The 18,171-nt window shown below is 74.7% G+C and carries 12 protein-coding genes, 1 tRNA gene, 1 pseudogene and 1 riboswitch; of the genes and pseudogenes, 6 read left to right on the forward strand and 8 right to left on the reverse strand.

Annotated features, from left to right (window positions below; all coding sequences use genetic code 11):
- Positions 1-297: 297 nt before the first annotated feature.
- Positions 298-2,397: an asparagine synthase-related protein gene (locus GA0115242_RS33555; protein ID WP_093835292.1), complete on the reverse strand. Its 2,100-nt coding sequence runs from the start codon at positions 2,395-2,397 to the stop codon at positions 298-300.
- A gap of 703 nt (positions 2,398-3,100) precedes the next feature.
- Between GA0115242_RS33555 and GA0115242_RS33560 the strand changes: the two genes are divergently transcribed.
- The 4 genes from GA0115242_RS33560 (at position 3,101) to GA0115242_RS33575 (ending at position 8,633) form a co-directional block, all read left to right on the forward strand.
- Positions 3,101-4,525 carry an MFS transporter gene (locus tag GA0115242_RS33560; RefSeq protein WP_093835294.1) on the forward strand — a complete coding sequence of 475 codons (1,425 nt, stop codon included), beginning with the start codon at positions 3,101-3,103 and terminating at the stop codon, positions 4,523-4,525.
- An 86-nt stretch (positions 4,526-4,611) separates the two neighbouring features.
- A complete protein-coding gene (lhgO, locus tag GA0115242_RS33565) occupies positions 4,612-5,838 on the forward strand; it encodes an L-2-hydroxyglutarate oxidase (RefSeq protein ID WP_093835296.1) in 1,227 nt (408 codons plus the stop codon).
- Positions 5,839-6,088: 250 nt separating this feature from the next.
- Positions 6,089-6,955, forward strand: a complete 867-nt coding sequence (gene trmB, locus GA0115242_RS33570) for a tRNA (guanosine(46)-N7)-methyltransferase TrmB (RefSeq protein WP_093835298.1) — start codon at positions 6,089-6,091, stop codon at positions 6,953-6,955.
- 22 nt (positions 6,956-6,977) lie between these two features.
- Entirely contained in the window at positions 6,978-8,633 is a 1,656-nt protein-coding gene (locus GA0115242_RS33575; protein WP_093835300.1) for a PrsW family intramembrane metalloprotease, read from the forward strand.
- Between the two features lie 46 nt (positions 8,634-8,679).
- Here GA0115242_RS33575 and GA0115242_RS33580 read toward each other — a convergent pair whose 3' ends face one another.
- From GA0115242_RS33580 to GA0115242_RS33605, 6 genes and pseudogenes are all read right to left on the reverse strand, one after another.
- Positions 8,680-9,627, reverse strand: a complete 948-nt coding sequence (locus tag GA0115242_RS33580; protein ID WP_093835311.1) for an aldo/keto reductase — start codon at positions 9,625-9,627, stop codon at positions 8,680-8,682.
- Positions 9,628-9,717: 90 nt separating this feature from the next.
- A pseudogene (locus tag GA0115242_RS33585) lies at positions 9,718-10,763 on the reverse strand (M23 family metallopeptidase).
- A gap of 10 nt (positions 10,764-10,773) precedes the next feature.
- A riboswitch (cyclic di-AMP (ydaO/yuaA leader) is annotated at positions 10,774-10,931 on the reverse strand.
- A gap of 230 nt (positions 10,932-11,161) precedes the next feature.
- Positions 11,162-12,274 (reverse strand): PP2C family protein-serine/threonine phosphatase, encoded by a 1,113-nt coding sequence (locus tag GA0115242_RS33590; protein ID WP_311638897.1) that lies wholly within the window; start codon positions 12,272-12,274, stop codon positions 11,162-11,164.
- 187 nt (positions 12,275-12,461) lie between these two features.
- Positions 12,462-12,535 (reverse strand) — tRNA-Met (locus GA0115242_RS33595).
- Positions 12,536-12,609: 74 nt separating this feature from the next.
- Positions 12,610-13,845, reverse strand: coding sequence for an alginate lyase family protein (locus GA0115242_RS33600; RefSeq protein ID WP_093835313.1), 1,236 nt, complete (start codon positions 13,843-13,845; stop codon positions 12,610-12,612).
- An 89-nt stretch (positions 13,846-13,934) separates the two neighbouring features.
- Positions 13,935-15,065 (reverse strand): dihydrofolate reductase family protein, encoded by a 1,131-nt coding sequence (locus GA0115242_RS33605; RefSeq protein ID WP_093835304.1) that lies wholly within the window; start codon positions 15,063-15,065, stop codon positions 13,935-13,937.
- 82 nt (positions 15,066-15,147) lie between these two features.
- Between GA0115242_RS33605 and GA0115242_RS33610 the strand changes: the two genes are divergently transcribed.
- Together GA0115242_RS33610 and ribA are read left to right on the forward strand one after the other, a co-directional pair.
- Positions 15,148-15,699, forward strand: coding sequence for a MarR family winged helix-turn-helix transcriptional regulator (locus tag GA0115242_RS33610; RefSeq protein ID WP_093835306.1), 552 nt, complete (start codon positions 15,148-15,150; stop codon positions 15,697-15,699).
- Between the two features lie 146 nt (positions 15,700-15,845).
- The gene (ribA, locus tag GA0115242_RS33615) at positions 15,846-16,505 is read left to right on the forward strand and encodes a GTP cyclohydrolase II (protein ID WP_093835308.1); all 660 of its coding nucleotides are present in this window, start codon (positions 15,846-15,848) and stop codon (positions 16,503-16,505) included.
- A 57-nt stretch (positions 16,506-16,562) separates the two neighbouring features.
- Here the strand turns inward: ribA and GA0115242_RS33620 are convergent, their stop codons facing one another.
- Positions 16,563-17,975 carry a GntP family permease gene (locus GA0115242_RS33620; protein WP_093835309.1) on the reverse strand — a complete coding sequence of 471 codons (1,413 nt, stop codon included), beginning with the start codon at positions 17,973-17,975 and terminating at the stop codon, positions 16,563-16,565.
- Positions 17,976-18,171 lie beyond the last annotated feature (196 nt).

An 18,171-nucleotide genomic window follows, 5' to 3' on the forward strand; every position in this document is an offset into this window, starting at 1 on the left:
GGGACGGAAGAGGACCCGGGGGACGGAAGAGGACCCGGGGGACGGAAGAGAGCCCGGAGACGGGAAGCGGCCCGGAGACGGAAGGCAGCCCGGAGACGGAAGAGAAGGTCCCCCTGGGCGGGAGAGAAGCCCCCCCCGGGACGGCAACGGGATGCACCGGCGGGGCTGGAGGGGGAATCACGGGGTCGCAGTCAGCCGAGGAGTCCCCGGGGTCCGGAGTTCCTCCCCCCCTCCCCCCTCACCCTCCCCTCCCCCCCGGTGACAGATGGGAGCGGTGGGAATTGGCCAAAGCGGGTCTCACGCCACCCCCGCGCCCCCTCCCGACGCCAGTGCGCCCCGGCGGGGGGCGATGCCCTCGGGGACGGCTCGCTGGCGGGCCGGGGTGCCGGTCCAGCAGGTGCCCCTGCGGGAGAGGAGGCGGCGCAGCCACAGTTCGAGGGAGACGAGGTCGGCGAGGCCGTCGATCGGCAGGGGTTCGCCCTCCGCCGCAGCGCGCAGAGCCTTGCGGACCACCCGGGCCTCCACCAGGCCCGCCTCCGCCAGCAGGGGCGTGCCGAAGAGGTCGGTCAGGGTGGAGGCGGCGGCGCGCAGGCCGGTGTGGGCCGCCTGGGACGCCGGGCCGTGCGAGGGTGCGCCCCAGCCGGGCGGCAGGTCGCTGACGCCGGCGCCCTCCAGCACCGTCCGCAGGATGTCCGCGCGGGCGCCCGGCTGGACGCGCAGGGCCTCCGGGAGGGCGCGGCAGGCGCGGACGACCTGGTTGTCGAGGAACGGGGTGTGCAGGCGCTGGGAGCGGATCTCCGCCGCCTGTTCCAGGACGCGCGTCTCGGCGGCCTGGCGGGCGAGGGCGGCCCGCGCGCGGTACTCGCCGGGGCGCTGGTTGGGGGCGAGGGAGGCGCGGCGCGCGGACGCCTGGAGGCGAACCGATACTTCGGCGAGCGCCTCCCCGGTCAGCCAGCGCGCGGCGGGACCGGGTCTGGCCCAGGCGAGCGCGGCGAGCGAGGCACCGACGGCGCCGCCGGGCTCGTCGAAGCGGCGTTGCAGCAGCCGTTCCGCGAGGAGGTCGAGGCCGTCGAGGTACGGGGTGCGGGCCAGCCGGCGGGCGGCGCCGTACACGCGCGCGGGGACGAGGACCGAGCCGTCGGCCTTGGCGAGCGCGGCGACCGGGCGGACCAGGTGACGGCGCTTGCGGTCCATCAGGAGGTCGGCGAGGCGGGCCGGGTGGGCGTCCAGGACCTGGCGGGCGCCGTAGCCGGTGAAGTGGTCGGCGCTGCCCGCGGCCAGCCGGGCGCGGTGCCGGGCGGCGCTCACCAGGCTGCGGCCCGGCTCGTCGGTGAGGGGTCCGTCGAGGTCGGCGTAGGGCAGGGTGTCCTCGTCGCCGGTGACGACCACGTGGTGCAGGCGCGGGTTGGCGGCGAGGGTGCCCGCCCGCTGCACCTCGGCCTCCCGGCCGCCGGTGACCAGGTCGTTGAAGGTGACCGCGAGGAGCCGCTCCCCCGCGCCCGTGCCGTGTCCGAGGACGGTGCCCGGCATGCCGGGCAGACCGGCCGCGAGCAGGGCCAGGGTGCCCGAGGCGGGGCCGCCCGACAGGTCGGCGCCGATGCCCGCGACCGGCATCCCGCGCGCGGCCCGCCGCTCGGCGGGTCCCATGCCGGGGACCGGGCCCGGGTCCATCTCGATGCCGGGGACGTGCCGGGGCGCCGAGAGCCGGGCGCGGACCGCGTCGACCAGCGCGTCCCGGACGGCGTCCACGGCACGGTCCGGGTCGGCGGAGGGCGCCGCCACCGCGAGGGAGGCGACCGCCTCGTACCCGGCGATCTCGCGCGCCCCCGCGCGCAGGATCAGCGCGTGCCCCGGCGGAACGCGCCGCACGCCGTCGTAGGGGGTGGAGTCCTGGAGGGCGGCCGGGACGTCGGGCGCGGCCAGCAGCGCGGCGAGGTGGCCGAAGTCGAGGTTGGCCTCGACGAGGTCGGCGAGCGGCAGCGCGGCGGTCGCGTAGGCGGTGCCCTGCGCCCAGGGGGTGTGGAACACCGGGCGGGCGCCCGCCAGATCGCCGCAGACGGTGATCCGGCGGCCGGCCTGGACGACGGCGGTGTAGCTGCCCGCCCAGGCCGTCAGATGGCGCAGCGCGCCGCCGCGGGCGGCGAACAGGCCGACCCGCAGCTGCTCGTCGGAGGCGGCGCAGGTGCCGAGGACGGCGATCCGGTTCTCCGGGTCGGCCTTGACGACGCGGACCTCGTCGGGGCGCCAGTCGCCGACCGCCCAGAGCGGATCGGGGTCGCCCCACAGGAGTTGGGAGCCCACCGGGTGCACGGTCTCGCCGTCGGTCCCGGTCGCCCCGGCGGAGCCGATCCCGGCGCTCCGCGCGGCGGTGCTGCTCCATCCCACCAACCACCGCATGGACGCCTCCACAGCCTGTGGACAACCAGTGCATCGTCACGAACGATTCACCATGCTGCCATGAAGAACGCGCCACAGAGAGGCGGTGACACCGCCGACGCCCCGGGGGACGCGCCCGGTCGACCACCCTGCCAGGAGGCCGGACGGCAGTGGCGGGCGGGTGCGTTGCGACGCGAATGCGCCCCCGGCGCGCGCCCCGAAAACGCTCCGTACGCCCTCAACTCCCGTGGTGGGAGCGGTGATCGTACCCGGAGAGCGGGATCGATTTTCGGCCAATTCGGCGTGAGGGAAACGGAGTTGAGGCCGCCGCGGACACGCTCCGTGTCCGGCGCGGGCCCGCCGCCGGAGCCCCGGACGGCGTTCAGCCCGGGGGGCGGGACTCGCCCCCCGGGCCGGTCCGCCGCCCGCGGGGATGAAGGCGGCGGTGTCCCCCAGCCCACTGGATCCAGTACAGCGGGCCGACCCACGCAAGCTCCATGGAAGCGCTCCCGGGGTGGCCGGAGTAGAGCGCACGCACGGGCGCACGGCCACACAGCGGGAGCACGCGGCGACAGCGCGTGTCGGCGTCGCGCTCGGGTACGGACCACAATCCCGCCATCCGGAACAATGCCTCTTAACGCTTGGGATGCGGCGAACTACGCTGGGTTTACGAATGCCGCGTGCTTATGCCAGCGCGACAGCCGTCTGTGTCGAGGGGTGGCGCATGTCCAGGGAGCAACGCGGGCCGAACGAGAAGCTCGGCACCGTTCTCGCCCTCGCGGGAATCAGCAACGCAGGACTCGCGCGGCGCGTCAACGACCTTGGCGCCCAACGCGGGTTGACACTTCGCTACGACAAGACGTCGGTGGCGCGCTGGGTGTCGAAGGGCATGGTGCCGCAGGGTGCCGCCCCTCACCTCATCGCCGCCGCGATCGGCCAGAAGCTGGGCCGCCCCGTGCCGCTCCACGAGATCGGCCTGGCGGACGCCGACCCGGCACCGGAGGTGGGCCTCGCCTTCCCCCGCGACGTGGCGCAGGCGGTGCGCTCGGCGACCGAGCTGTACCGCCTCGATCTCGCGGGCCGCAGGGCAGGTTCCGGTGGCATATGGCAGTCGCTGGCCGGCTCCTTCGCGGTCAGCGCGTACGCCACGCCCGCCTCACGCTGGCTGATAACCCCGGCCGACTCCTCGGTCGCGCGCGAGGTGGGGCCCGCAGAGGGCTCCGGCGCACCGCAGAAAGTCGGCCACAGTGATGTGCAGAAACTGCGCGAGGCCGCCGAGGACGCCCGCCGCTGGGACTCCAAGTACGGTGGCGGCGACTGGCGTTCGTCGATGGTGCCCGAGTGCTTACGGGTGGAGGCGGCGCCGCTGCTGCTCGGCGCCTACTCGGACGAGGTCGGCCGCGCGCTCTTCGGGGCCAGCGCCGAACTCACCCGCCTCGCGGGCTGGATGGCGTTCGACACCGGCCAGCAGGAGGCGGCGCAGCGCTACTACATCCAGTCCTTGCGGCTGGCACGTGCCGCGGCCGACGTCCCCCTCGGGGGGTACGTGCTGGCGTCCATGTCCCTCCAGGCGACCTACCGGGGCTTCGGCGACGAGGGCGTCGACCTCGCGCAGGCCGCGCTGGAACGCAACCGGGGCCTGGCCACCGCCCGCACGATGAGCTTCTTCCGCCTCGTCGAGGCCCGCGCCCACGCCCGCGCGGGCGACGCGCAGGCCGCCGGTGCCGCGCTCAAGGCGGCCGAGGGGTGGCTGGAGCGGGCCAGGGACGGCGACAACGACCCCTCGTGGCTGGGTTTCTACTCCTACGACCGGTTCGCCGCCGACGCGGCCGAGTGCTACCGCGACCTGAAGGCACCACGCCAGGTACGCCGGTTCACGGAGCAGGCGCTGTCGAAGCCGACGGAGGAGTTCGTCCGCTCGCACGGGCTGCGGCTCGTGGTGTCGGCCGTGGCGGAACTGGAGTCCGGGAACCTGGACGCGGCGTGCGAGCAGGGGGTGCGGGCCGTGGAGGTCGCCGGGCGGATCTCGTCGGCGCGGACCACCGAGTACGTCAAGGACCTGCTGGCCCGTCTTGAGCCCTACGGCGACGAACCGCAGGTCGTGGAGTTGCGGGAGCGGGCCCGCCCGCTGCTGATGGCCCCGGCGTGAGAACGGCCCGGTCCTCCCGCCCCGGTGGTGCGCCCGCCCGCGTTTGAAGCGGCTGTCAGTGGCGCAGTGCACTATCGAGGCGGGAGGTGGTGCAGGTGCGGTCGGCGGTCGCCCATGACTGTGACGTGCTCGTGATCGGCGGGGGGATCGTCGGGCTGTCCACGGCGTACGCGATCACCCGGGCCGCGCCGGGCACCCGGGTGACCGTGCTGGAGAAGGAACCGGGCCCCGCCCGGCACCAGACCGGGCGCAACAGCGGGGTGATCCACAGCGGGATCTACTACCGGCCCGGCTCCCTGAAGGCCGCGTACGCGGTGCGGGGCGCGGCCGAGATGGTCAAGTTCTGCGCCGAGTACGGCATCGCGCACGCCGTCACCGGCAAGCTGATCGTCGCCACCGAGCGGGCCGAGCTGCCCCGGCTGCACGCGCTCGTGCAGCGCGGCCGGGAGAACGGCATCCCGGTCCGCGAGCTGGGCGGCGCGCAGATCGCCGAGTACGAGCCCGAGGTGCGGGGGCTCGCCGCCATACACGTCGGGACCACCGGCGTCTGCGACTTCGTCGGGGTGGCCAGACGGCTGGCCGACGCCTCCGGGGCGGAGATCCGCTACGGGGCCCGGGTGGTCCGGGTGGACCGGCGTCCCGAGCGCGGCGTCGCCGTGCGCACGGCCCGCGGGGAGGTGGTGCGCGCCCGCGCCATGGTCAACTGCGCCGGTCTCCACTGCGACGAGGTGGCCCGCCTCACCGGGGACGACCCCGAGATGCGGATCGTCCCGTTCCGGGGCGAGTACTACGCCCTCGACCGGCCGGAGCTGGTGCGCGGCCTGGTCTACCCGGTGCCCGACCCGGCCTTCCCCTTCCTCGGCGTGCACCTCACCCGGGGGATCGACGGCGGGGTGCACATCGGCCCGAACGCGGTGCCGGCGCTCGCCCGCGAGGGGTACGGCTGGGGCGTCGTACGGCCACGGGAACTGGCCGGGACGCTCGGCTGGCCCGGCACCTGGCGGATGGCGGGCAGGCACTGGCGCTACGGCGCGGGGGAGCTGCGCCGCTCGCTGTCCCGAGCGGCGTTCACCGAGGCGGTGCGGCGGCTGCTGCCCGCGGTGCGCGAGGACGACCTGATCCGCACGGCGGCCGGGGTCAGGGCCCAGGCGGTGCTGCGCGACGGCACCCTGGCGGACGACTTCCTGATCAAGGAGACCCCGCGGGTGGTGCACATCCTCAACGCCCCGTCCCCGGCGGCGACGGCCTCCCTCCCGATCGGCCGCGAGGTGGCCCGCCGCGTCCTGTCCCTGCTGGAGGAGACGGAACGGTAGGAGGGGCGGGGAGGGGGCGCTGACGGGGGCGGGGCGGTGGCGGGAACCGACTCGGTGACGGCGCCGGGGGTCCGGGCGGCCGCGGGTCCCGTCCACTCCGACCGAAGGGCCTGGCACCTCGGGTTCCATCCGCTCCGGCTGGGGGGCCTGGCACCTTGGGTCCCGTCCACTCCGGCCGGGGTCCGGGCACTTCGGTCCCCTCCGCTCCGGGCCGGGGTCATCGGAATCGGCCACGTAAAATCGTCCCACTGTGTCTGACTCCCCTCGCGCCCCCGAACCCGCCGCCGGGCACCCCGCCTCCCCGCGGCCCCACCACCCCGCCCCGCACCCGGACGAGGCCCGCCGCCCCGCCCGCCCCAAGGGCGAGCCGCGGTTCCCCGACGGGCCCCAGGCCGATCCCGCCGGGTCGCACTTCGAGCGGCGGATCCGCAGCTTCCAGCCGCGGCGCAGCCGGGTCACCAGCGGGCAGGCCGACGCGCTCCAGCGGCTCTGGCCCGCCTGGGGCCTGGACATCGACGGGCGGGGGGTCGTCGACCTGGCCGAGCTGTTCGGGAACGCCCGCCCCGTCGTCCTGGAGATCGGCTTCGGCATGGGCGAGGCGACCGCGCGGATGGCCGCGGCCGACCCGGGGACGAACATCCTCGCCGTCGACGTGCACACCCCCGGCCAGGGCCATCTGCTGCACCTCGCCGAGCGGGACGGCCTGACCAACGTGCGGGTCGGCAACGGCGACGCGATCATCCTGCTGCGCGAGATGCTCGCCCCCGACAGCCTGGAGGGCCTGCGGGTCTACTTCCCCGACCCCTGGCCCAAGAAGCGGCACCACAAGCGGCGGCTGATCCAGCCGGAGTTCCTCGACCTGGTCGCGACCCGTGTCCGCCCCGGCGGCACCGTGCACTGCGCCACCGACTGGGAGCCGTACGCGGAGCAGATGCTCGACGTGCTGAGCGCGCACCCGGACTTCGAGAACACCGTGCCCGGGGGCGGTTTCGCGCCGCGTCCCGGGTTCCGGCCGCTGACCCGTTTCGAGGGGCAGGGACTGGAGAAGGGTCATGTCGTGAACGACCTCCTCTTCCGCCGCGTCCCGCGTCCCGGCCGACGGCCCGCGTCCGGCTGATTCACTCGTTAGGGTCGATGCCGTGGCCGTACTCCCCCCGTACCCGACCCATCCTCCGCACCCGGGCGGTGCGCCCGGCGGAGTGCTCGGGCACGCGCACTGGTGGCAGCGCCGCTGGGTCCGCTACGGCGCGCTCGTCACCCTGCTGGCGCTCTCCGGTCTGGTCATCCTGGCCCTGGTGCGCAGGCAGACCGGCAGCGAGGGGTTCCTGGTCGGGCTCGGTCTCGCGGTGCTGCCGGTACCGCTGCTGGTCGCCGCGTTCCGCTGGCTGGACCGGGTCGCCCCCGGGCCCTGGCGCAACCTGCTGTTCGCGTTCGCGTGGGGCGCCTGCGCGGCGGCGCTGATAGCGATCGTCGCCAACAGCTTCGCGGCCCGCTGGATCGCGACGGCCACCGCGGACCCGTCGGGCGCGGACACCCTCGCGGCGACGGTGATAGCTCCCGTCGTCGAGGAGTCCGCGAAGGCCGCGGCCGTCCTGCTCGTCTTCCTGTTCCGGCGCCGGGACTTCACCGGGATCGTCGACGGCGTGGTGATAGCGGGCGTCACCGCCACCGGGTTCGCCTTCACCGAGAACATCCTCTACCTGGGCACCGCGTTCGGCACCGACCAGCTCACCGGCGGCAGCGGCTTCGTCTCCGTGACGGCGGCGACGTTCTTCGTGCGGGTGGTGATGTCGCCGTTCGCGCACCCCCTCTTCACCGTCCTCACCGGCATCGGCTTCGGACTCGCGGCGCTGGGCGCCGACCGCGGGCGGGTGCGCAAGGTGCTGTTCCCGGCGGCCGGGCTGCTGCTCGCGATGGGCATGCACGCCCTGTGGAACGGCTCCTCGACCTTCGGCACGTACGGCTTCTTCGCGGTGTACGCCGCGTTCATGGTGCCCGCGTTCGGGCTGCTGACCTGGCTGGTGATCTGGACCAGGCAGCGGGAGCTGCGCACGGTGCGCGAGGAGCTGCCCGCGTACACGGCCGCCGGGTGGCTCAGCCCGCCGGAGCCGTACGCGCTCGGCTCGATGCGGGCCCGGCGGGCGGCCCGTGACTTCGCCGCCCGCCATCTGGGCAGGCCCGCCGGGCGCGTGGTCGCCGAGTACGAGGCGTACGCGACGTCCCTGGCGTTCCTGCGGCACCGGGGGCGCCGGGGCAGGGCGGGCGCCGACTTCGTCGTCCGGGAGCGGGAGTTGCTGCACGAGCTGTGGCACCGCAGGGACGTCGCCCGCCCGGCGCTCGAACACGCGGCCCGTCTGACGGCCCCCGTGGTTCCGGTCTGGGCGCCCCCGTGGCCCGCGTACGGCCACGCCCCGCAGGGCCCCGCGCACGACCACCGGTCCCCCGGCCACGGCTACGGCTACGGCGTCCAGGGCGCCCCCGGCCACGGCGGCCAGTGGCAGGGCCAGGGCCACGGAAGCCAGGGGTACGGCTACGAAGGCCTGGGCTACGGCTACGCGGGCCAGGGCTACGGCCACGGCTACGGCTACGGCCACGCGGGCCAGGCTCACGGGGTGCCGGAGCAGTCCGCGCCCGCGGACCCGGCCCCGCTCCCGCCCACGACGGGCCACCCGGGCACGGGCCACCCGGCCCAGCTCCCGCCCACGACCGGCCACCCAGGCACAGGCCACCCCGCGACGGGCCACCCGGGCACGGGCCACCTGCCGACGGCCGCCCACCCCCCGTACGGCTTCTAGCCCTCCCTGCCGCCGCTCTGGACGGCCGCCCGGCCCCGGGCCTCCGTCAGGCCTCCGACGCCTGCGTCAGGCGGGTCAGCTCCTCCGGTGTCAGCGTCAGGTCCGCCACCGCGAGGAGGGCGGGGAGCTGCTCCGGGGTGCGGGCGGAGGAGATCGGGGCCTCCACCGTCGGCCGGGAGGCCAGCCACGCCAGGGCCACCGTGGGGATCTCGGCGCCGTGGGCGGCGGCGATCTCGTCCAGCGCGGTCAGCACGCGTCGTCCGCGCTCGGTGTCGAGGTGGGCGGCGGCGCGGCCGGCCCGGGGGCTGTCCACCGTCGCACCGGGCCGGTACTTGCCGGTGAGGAAGCCGGACGCGAGCGCGTAGTAGGGGACGGCGGCGAGTCCGGCGCGCTCGGCGACGTCCTGGAGGGCGCCCTCGTAGGTGTCGCGGGAGACCAGGTTGTACTGCGGCTGGAGCGCCACGTACCGGGCGAGGCCCTCCCGGTCGGAGTGGTCGAGGGACTCCTGGAGCCGCTCGGGGCTGATGTTGGAGGCCCCGATCCGGCGGACCTTGCCCGCCCGCACCAGGTCGTCGAGGGCCCCGATGATCTCCGCGACCGGCACCTCGGGCTTGTCGAAGTGGGTGTAGTAGAGGTCGATGCGGTCGGTGCCCAGGCGGCGCAGCGAGGCGTCGGCGGCGGCCTTGATGGTGGCGGCGGAGAGCCCCTGGTGGTCGGGGTGCTGGCTGACCTTCGTCGCGATGACGACGTCGTCGCGGTTGCCGCGCGCGGCGATCCACCGGCCGATGATCGTCTCGGACTCGCCGCCCGAGTTGCCGTCGGCCCAGGCCGAGTAGGAGTCGGCGGTGTCGACGAAGTTGCCGCCCGCGGCCGTGTAGGCGTCGAGCACGGCGAAGGAGGCCGCCTGGTCCGCCGTCCAGCCGAAGACGTTGCCGCCGAGGGCGAGCGGGAAGACCTCGAGGTCGGATGAGCCGAGCTTGCGGAGAGAAGTCATGACGGGTTCAACGGGCTGGGCGGAGCGCGCCATTCCGCCGACATCCGGACATACCCGCAAAGCTCGCGCAAAACCCGGTCCGGGGTGCGGTCAGGGGGTGAGGCCCTTGCCGCGCAGCCAGCTCATCGGGTCGATGCCCTCGGCCTGGCCGCCGGGGTGCACCTCCAGGTGCAGGTGGGGGCCGGTGACGTTGCCGGTCGCGCCGACGCGGCCGATGACGTCGCCGGTGGCGACCTTCTGGCCGACGGTGGCGCTGATCGAGGACTGGTGGCAGAACCACAGCTCGGTGCCGTCGTCCAGGGTCAGGATCGTGCGGTAGCCGTACGCCCCGGCCCAGCCCGCCTCGGTGATCGTGCCGCTGTGGACGGCCTTGATGAGGGTGCCGGTGGGCGCGGCGAAGTCGAGGCCCGTGTGGTAGCCGGAGGACCACATGGCACCGGCCTGCCCGAAGGTGCCGGTGATCGTGTACGAGGAGGTCGGCAGGGTGTACTGCTTGGCCAGCTCGGCGAGGCGCGCGGCCTCCGCCTTCTGCGCGGCCTCCGCCTCGGCCTTCTTCTTGGCGGCGGCGGCCTTCTCGGCGGCCGCCTTCTCGGCCTTGGCGGTGGCGTCGGCGATCTGCTTCGCGGCCGCCGCCTGCGCGGTGGCCTGCGCCTTGGCGTCGATCTGGACCTGCTGGCTCTCGGCCTGCGCCATGATCCGGTCGCGCAGCAGGTCGCCGGCGTCCCGGGTGGTCCGCGAGGTCTCGTCGGCGGCGACGCCGAGCGAGCTGAGGGCGGTCGCGGAGCCCTCGGGGGCGGGGCGGGCTCGTCGCCGAAGACGGCGCCCACGGAGGGCAGGTCGGGGATCGAGATGGAGACCGGGGGCTTGCCCGTGTTGGCGCTGGCCATGCCGCCCGCGCCCATCGCGGCTATGACGCCGACGCCCAGGACGGTGGAGCTGCGGGCGAGTCCGCCGCCGCGCTGCTTGGCGACGCGGTGGCGGCCGCGGACCGGCGGAAGGGTCTCGGCGGTGGGGTTCCACTCCTGCCAGGGGCCCTCGTCGGCGCGGTAGTCGCCGTAGGCGAAGGTGTCACCGGTGACGCGGCCGGCCGTCTCGGGAGCCACGGGTGCCGTCGGAGCAGGCCTGTTGGACGCCACGTAGGCGCACTCCTTCCTTCCTTCTCGCCTACCGGGTTAGCTGACGGGTTCGGAGCAGGAAGGTCTCCTACGCGCGTATACCTGTCGTGCGGGCACGACGGGCGGAGGCGCGATTCACCCCATGTGGTGGTTCCCCGGTTCCCTCGCGGGATTCGGCGCGTGCGCGCGGAGCCGCCTTGTGACGGCTGGGACGACCGCGCTGCGTTATCGAACGTTAATAGACACGGGGTGGGGATTCCAAGCCGTTCCCCTTGATCATTAACGAATCCGGCCTGGACGTACGGGCCATGACCGGCGAAAGGCGGGCGAGTCGGCCCCGCGCTCCAAACCCCCCGGATTTTGACCGTGTGTCAGTTGTTATCGGAGGGAGGTCGCCCGCTCACCCCCGGTGACATCGGTCAGGGGCGGCGGACGGCGAGCAGCGCCATGTCGTCCGTGGTGCCGCCGCCGGTGTACTGGCGCACCTCCCGGGCAAGGGTGGCCAGGAGGGTGCCGGGGTCCTCGAAGACCCGCCCGGTGAGCCGGGCCTGCGGATCGAAGAACTCCCCGCGCGCGTCCCGGGCCTCGGAGAGCCCGTCGGTGTACAGGAGCAGGATGGCGCCGCTGGGGAACGCGCTCTCCTCGACCCGGTCGGGCCAGCTCCCCAGCTCGCCCATGCCGAGCGGCAGGGCGTGCTCCTGCGGGGAGAGCGGCCGCACCGTGCCGTCCCGGCCCAGCAGCAGGGCGGGCGGATGGCCCCGGGTGACGATCCGCACGACGCCGTCGCCGTGCGGGAGTTCGGCGAGGACGACGGTGGTGAACCCCTCGGCGGCGTCCACCCCCTCGCGGCGCACGCCCTCCCGGGCGAAGGCCCGCTCCAGCCGCTGCGCCACCGCCTCCAGGGTGGCCTCCTGCTCGGCGGCCTCCCGGAACGCCCCGATCAGGACGGCGACGGCGCCCACCGCGCCGATCCCCTTGCCGCGCACGTCCCCGACGACCAGGCGGACGCCGTGCGGGGTGTCCTGGACGGCGTAGAGGTCGCCGCCGATGGAGGCGTCCGCCTGCGCGGCCTCGTAGCGCGCGGCGATGTCGAACCCGCCGATCCGCTGGGCGGGCTCGGGCAGCACCGCCCGCTGGGCGGCCTCGGCGATCTCGCGCTGGGAGGCGAGCCGGGCGTTGCCCCGGCGGACCAGGACGTTGATGAAGACGGCCAGCACGACGACGGTGGCGACGGTCGCCAGCTCGGTCAGCGAGTCGGCGTGCAGGGGGGCGCCGAGCCGCAGGTGGATGACGAGCACCGCGAGCAGCGAGGCCACGCCGGTCAGGACGGTGCCGCGCAGCGAGTAGAGCGGGGCGGCGACCAGGGGCGCGGCGGCGAACAGCGGGGAGGCGGTGAACTGCTGCGGGGTGAAGAAGTCGTAGACGAAGCCGACGAGGATCAGCAGGACCGGCAGCTGCCAGGCGAAGGCGGTCCCGGGGGAGACACGTCGTCCCCCGCCCTCCGGCCCCTTCTTCCTGTCGGCAGGCGCCACCGCTCGTCTCCCAGGTCTCCCGTGTAGTTCCAGGTTTCCCCTCACGGGCCCGGACGGCGACCGGGGAGAGCCGAGCGGATGAGATACGGCGGGAGGTCTCCGGCGGCTCCGGGACCGTGCGCGGGCCCGGGGCCCCGGACGCACCGATGGCCGGAACCCTTGAAGGATTCCGGCCATCGGCCTTGAGTAGCGGGGACAGGATTTGAACCTGCGACCTCTGGGTTATGAGCCCAGCGAGCTACCGAGCTGCTCCACCCCGCGTCGGTGTTCCTCAACCATACGCCATCCCCGGGGCCGAACGCACACGCGTACCTCGCCGCCGCTCCCGGCGGGGGTCAGTCCGCCGGGTTGCGGGCGTGCGTGAGGGTCTCCCAGGAGACGAAGAGGTCGTCGGTGCCGGAGGGCCGGTCGCGCTCGGCGAGCCGGTGCGCCTCGGGCACCGGGAGGTCGAGCCGGTCCTCCAGGTGGTTGAGGGCGACCTCCAGGTCGGGGCCCATGCTGCGGTCGACCTTCCCGCCGCAGAGCCAGGCGGGGGCGGCCTCGCCGAGCTGGTAGCGGGCGTGCAGGGCGAGCGCGGCGCGCAGCCGGTCCTTGACGTCGCCGTAGAGGTCGACGCCCTGGTGCCAGGCGGTCTCGGCGATGTGTCCGGTGGCGGCGAGCGAGTAGCCGACGTGCTTGAAGTTGCGGCAGGTCTCCTGGGCGAGGCCGTCCTTGTACGTCCCCTGCCGGAACCAGTACGTCCGGAGCCGGTCGGGGGTGGTGAAGGTGGAGCCGGGCGGGGTGAGCGGGACCTTGCCGTCCTTCTCCAGGTAGAAGTAGGCGGGCACCCGGTCGCGGAACCGGCCCACGGCGGTGTCGAAGCCCTTGTGGTCGTCGGTGAAGACGGCGATGCCGATGGCCGCGTCCGTCATCGCGAGGTCCCAGTTGCCGTTGTAGTCGGGCACGCGGCGGGTGACGTTCGGGAGGTAGGCGGTGCGCAGCATGGTCGCGAACCGCTCGACCCGGTCGGCGGGCCAGCCCGCGCCGGGCGCGTACCGGACGATCTCGGCGGCCCGCGCCCAGGTCGACCCGGCCCACGCGGTCTGGAGTCCGGCGTCCTCCTCGGTGTGCCGCTTGATCTTCGCCGACCAGGCGTCCATGATCTCCCGCGCCTTGGCCGCGTGCTGCTGCTTGCCGGTGACGCTGTAGAGCAGGGCCTGGGTGTAGGCGGCGATGGCGTCCTGGCGCTCCTCGAGGCAGCCGTGCGCGGGCTCGGCCGCCTTGTCGCCGCCGGGGCAGTCGACGCTGACGTAGGGCTGCGGCCGGTACTTGTACGAGCCGTACTTGCTGTCCCGCATGTCGAGGTAGGCGCCGAGCCACGGCTGCTCACCGGCGTTGACGTGCTTGCGGACGGCGTCCAGCTGCCCCTTGCTGACCAGCACCCCGGGGTGGGTGAACGCGGCGTCGGGCGGGAGGGCGCGGCCCATGGTGCGGGTGCCGGTGCCGGAGACCCCGCAGGAGGCGACGGCCCCCGTGAGCAGCGCCACCGCCCCGAGCGCCGCCGCTCGCCTTCGTACTGACCTCACTGCCACCTCCACGTCATCCGGACCGGATCACTCGCAGAGTGACCCGGCGGGCGGCGGGGCGCAGGATCTGTTGGGCCGATCGGCCGCCGGGCGGGTCAGGCGCCGAGGTGGGCGTTGGGCCGCCGGGCGTGTGCCGCGTGCTCGGGGAGCACCAGGACCTCGACGCCCCGGGCGGTGAGCAGGCCGGTGCCGTCGGCGTCCGCCACGAAGGTGTCCGGCTCGCGCCACGCCGTCACGACCCGGCGGACCCCGGCGTCGAGGATCAGGCGGGCGCACGGGCGGGGGCGGGAGGCGCGGTGGGCGCAGGGTTCGAGGCTGGAGTAGACGGTGGCCCCGGGCAGCCGCGGGTCGGCCGGGTCGAGCTTGGCGAGGGCGGCCTCCTCGGCGTGCGCGGCCGGGTCGCCGTCCTCCCGCGAGTGGCCGCGGGCCAGTTCGGTGCCGTCGTCGGCGACGACGACCGCGCCGACGCTGAAGGCGGTGGTGGACGGCGGGCAGAGCGCGGCGAGGTCGCAGGCGAGCCGGAGCCAGTGGTGGTCGGCGGCGGCCGGCAGCGGCCCGGCGCCGGGCGCGGTGGGCTCGTAGCGCGCCAGGACGACGTCCTCGATGCGCCGGGTCTCCAGCAGGCGCAGCCGTCCCGACTGGTAGCCGCCGGGCCCGAAGAGGCGGGGGGCCTGGCTCTGGCCGACCAGCAGCGGGGCGACGACGAGCTGGAGTTCGTCGGCGAGACCCTCCTGGAGGAGCTGGGTGTGGACGTGTCCGCCGCCCTCGACCATCAGCCGCTCGACGCCGTACGCGGCGCGCAGGTGGGTCAGCAGGGCGCGCCAGTTGAGGCCGGGTCCGAGCGGGACGACGTCGGCGGCGAGGCCGAGGGCGCGGGCCCGTTCGGCGCCCCGGTCGGTGGTGTAGAGGACCTTCGCGCCGCCGGTGTGCCAGAACCGGGCGTCCGGGTCGAGGTCGCCCGAGCCGCTGACGGTGACCTTGAGCGGGTAGGCGGGGCGGCCGGCGGCGACCCGGGCCGCCCGCCGCTCGGGCGCGTTGACCAGCAGGCGCGGGTTGTCGGCGCGGAGGGTCCCGGCGCCGATCAGGATGGCGTCGGAGGCGGCGCGGACCTCGTCGACCCGGTCGAAGTCGGCGGGGCTGGAGAGCAGCAGCCGGTCGGGGCCGGTGTCGTCGAGGTGGCCGTCGAGGGAGACGGCGGCGGACAGCAGGACGTACGGGTGGGGCATCGTCGTACTCCCCGGTCGGGTTGGGGTGGCGGAGGGCTCGCGCCCACTTGGTTCAAGTTTGAAACAAACCTACACTGGCGGCATGACGACCCGCTGGCTCACCGCCGAGGAGCAGCGCGCCTGGCGCGCGTACATCGCCGCGACCCACCTCGTCGAGGACGCGATCGACCGGCAGCTCCAGCAGGACGCGGGCATGCCGCACCTCTACTACTCGATCCTGGCCAACCTGTCCGAGGCGCCCGGGCGGCGGCTGCGGATGACCGACCTGGCCGAGCGCACGAAGATCACCCGCAGCCGTCTGACGTACGCGGTGACCCGGCTGGAGCGAGACGGGCTGGTGCGGCGCGAGGACGACCGGTGCGACAGGCGCGGCAGCGTCGCCGCCCTCACCGGGGCGGGCACGGAGGTCCTGGAGCGGACCGCGCCGGGGCACGTCGACACCGTGCGGGCGGTCCTGTTCGACCACCTCACCGAGGAGCAGGTGGGGCAGCTCGCGGAGATCTGCTCGGGGCTCACCCGGGCGATGGAGGCGGACGGCTCCCGCCCCACCTCCGACGACGTCCCGTGGCGCCGCAGGTCGAACCCGCCGTGCGGGGCGGCCCGGGAGGCGGCCGGACCCGGGACCGGCGACTGATTGCTTTAACTTTAAAACATAGGTAGGGTCCGAGCACGGCGCTTGCTTCAAATCTGAAGCAAGCCGTCGGAGGGGCCGGGCGGAGACCGACGCGTACCGTCCCGGACCACCCGAACCGACCGGACCCACCGCACGGGAGAACCCGCATGCCCGACACCCCCGCCGCCACACCGCGCGCCCGCGTCCGGGTCCCGCTGCGCTTCCAGGACGGCTACCGCGCCGACGCCGAACTCGTCACCTTCCACGGCCTGCTGGACGGCGCCGAGCACCTGGCCGTCGTCCTCGGCGACCCGGCGCCCGGCACCGTCCCGCTGGTCCGGCTGCACTCCGAGTGCCTCACCGGCGACGTCTTCGGCTCCGCCCGCTGCGACTGCGGCCCGCAACTGCGCGAGGCCGTCGAGCGCATCGCCGGGCGCGGCGGCGTCCTGCTCTACCTGCGCCAGGAGGGCCGGGGCATAGGGCTCTACAACAAGCTGGACGCCTACGCGCTCCAGGACCGCGGCCTCGACACCTACGAGGCGAACGCGGCCCTCGGCCTGCCGGAGGACGACCGCGACTACACGGCCGCCGCCCAGATGCTGCGGGCCCTCGGCATCACCGAGCTGGACCTGCTCTCCAACAACCCCGACAAGGCCGGGCAACTCCGCGACCTGGGCGTCTCGGTGCGCGACCGGGTCCCGACCGGGGTCTTCACCACCACCCACAACGTGCGCTACCTGCGCGCGAAGGTGCTCCAGACGCAGCACACGCTGCCGCTGGCGCAGCTCACGGACCGCGCGGAGCACGCGGACCTCACCGGAAGCTGAGGCGGTGAGGCCCGCCGGACGACGGCGGGCCTCGGAATACCTCGTCCGGGGGCGGGCCTAGGCGAACACCGACAGCAGCAGCGCCATGCCGAGGCCCAGCACGCTGACCAGGGTCTGCACGACCGTCTGGGTCTTGGCCGCCTGGGTGAGGTCCATCCCGAACGACTCCTTGACCAGCCAGAACCCGGCGTGGTTCACGTAGTTGAGGCCGATGGAGCCCGCCCCGATGGCCACCACGAGCAGCGACGCCTCCAGGCCGCCGCCGGAGACCAGCGGCGCGATGATCCCGGTCGCCGAGACGATGCCGACGGTGGCCGACCCCGTGGTCAGCGACAGCAGCAGCGCGATCAGCCAGCCGAGCACGATCAGGTTGAGGTGGGCGCCCCGCGCGGCGGACGCGATCGCCTCGCCGATGCCGGAGTCCTGGAGCACCTGCTTGAAGGCGCCGCCGCCGCCGATGATCAGCAGGATCGCGGCGATCGACTTCAGGCTGTCCGTCAGGGAGCCGCGGATCTCCTCGCCCGGCCTGCCGGTGCGAACGGCCGTCACCCCGAGGGCGAAGAGGAGCCCGGCGAGCATCGCCATCAGGGGCTCACCGGCGAAGGTCAGCGCGGACCGCACGGCGCTCGACTCGTCGAGGACCGTCTCCGCGAGGGTGCGCAGCAGCATCAGGACGACGGGGACCAGCACGGCGACGACGGCCAGCGCGGTCGGCACCCGGGGGCGGGACGCCGTCGCCGTGCCGTCGTCCCCGCGGTCGCCGGGACCGGCCGGGCCCGCGCCGGTGAACTGGGCGACGAGCGCGGCGTCGGGACGGACGTCGGCGAGGCGGGGCGCGATCCAGCGGGCGTAGACCGGGCCCGCCAGGATCACGGTGGGTATCGCGCAGACGAGGCCGACCAGCATGGTGAGACCGAGGTCGGCGTGCAGGCCCGTCATGGCGGTGAGCGGCCCCGGGTGCGGGGGCAGCATGCCGTGCAAAGTGGAGAGCGAGGCGATGGCCGGGACCCCGAGCAGCACGTACGGGGAGCCCTTCGTGCCGCCCTGCGCCTCCATCCGGCGGGCCACGCTGAAGATCAGCGGCAGCAGCACGATCAGGCCGACCTCGAAGAACATCGGGACGCCGATGACGAACGCGGCGGCGCCCACCAGCCACGGCAGCCTGCGGTCGGTGGACCGGTCGACCAGGGCGTGGGCGAGGGCGTCGGTGGCCCCCGAGTCGGAGAGCAGCCGCCCGAGCATGGCGCCCAGGGCGAGGGTGACGCCGACGTCCCCGAGGGTGCCGCCCGCCCCGTCCTCGATGGAGCCGACCAGGTCGGCGACCGGCTCACCGGCGGCGAGACCGGTGCCGACGGTGACGACGACGAGCGCGACGAACGGATGGACCCGCAGCCGGGAGTTGATGAGGTAGATCAGCGCGGCGATGGCCACCGTGAGGATGAGCAGCAGCCACCAGGTGTGCGAGGTCATGCGGGTGCCTTTCGGGGACGGGGACGGGGACGGTGTCCGGCGGGGTCGTCCTGCCCGCGCGCGGGCAGGCCGGAGGGACGGGGCAGGGGTCAGGGGGCGGGAGGGGCAGGGGGCGGGGGTGTGGCGTCGTCCCGGGGTGCGTCCGGGCGCGCGGGTGCACGCGCCCGTGCGGGCACGCGGGAGGACGGGTCGGTGC

This window comes from Streptomyces sp. SolWspMP-5a-2 (assembly GCF_900091845.1).
GTDB classification, from domain to species: Bacteria; Actinomycetota; Actinomycetes; order Streptomycetales; family Streptomycetaceae; genus Streptomyces; species Streptomyces doudnae.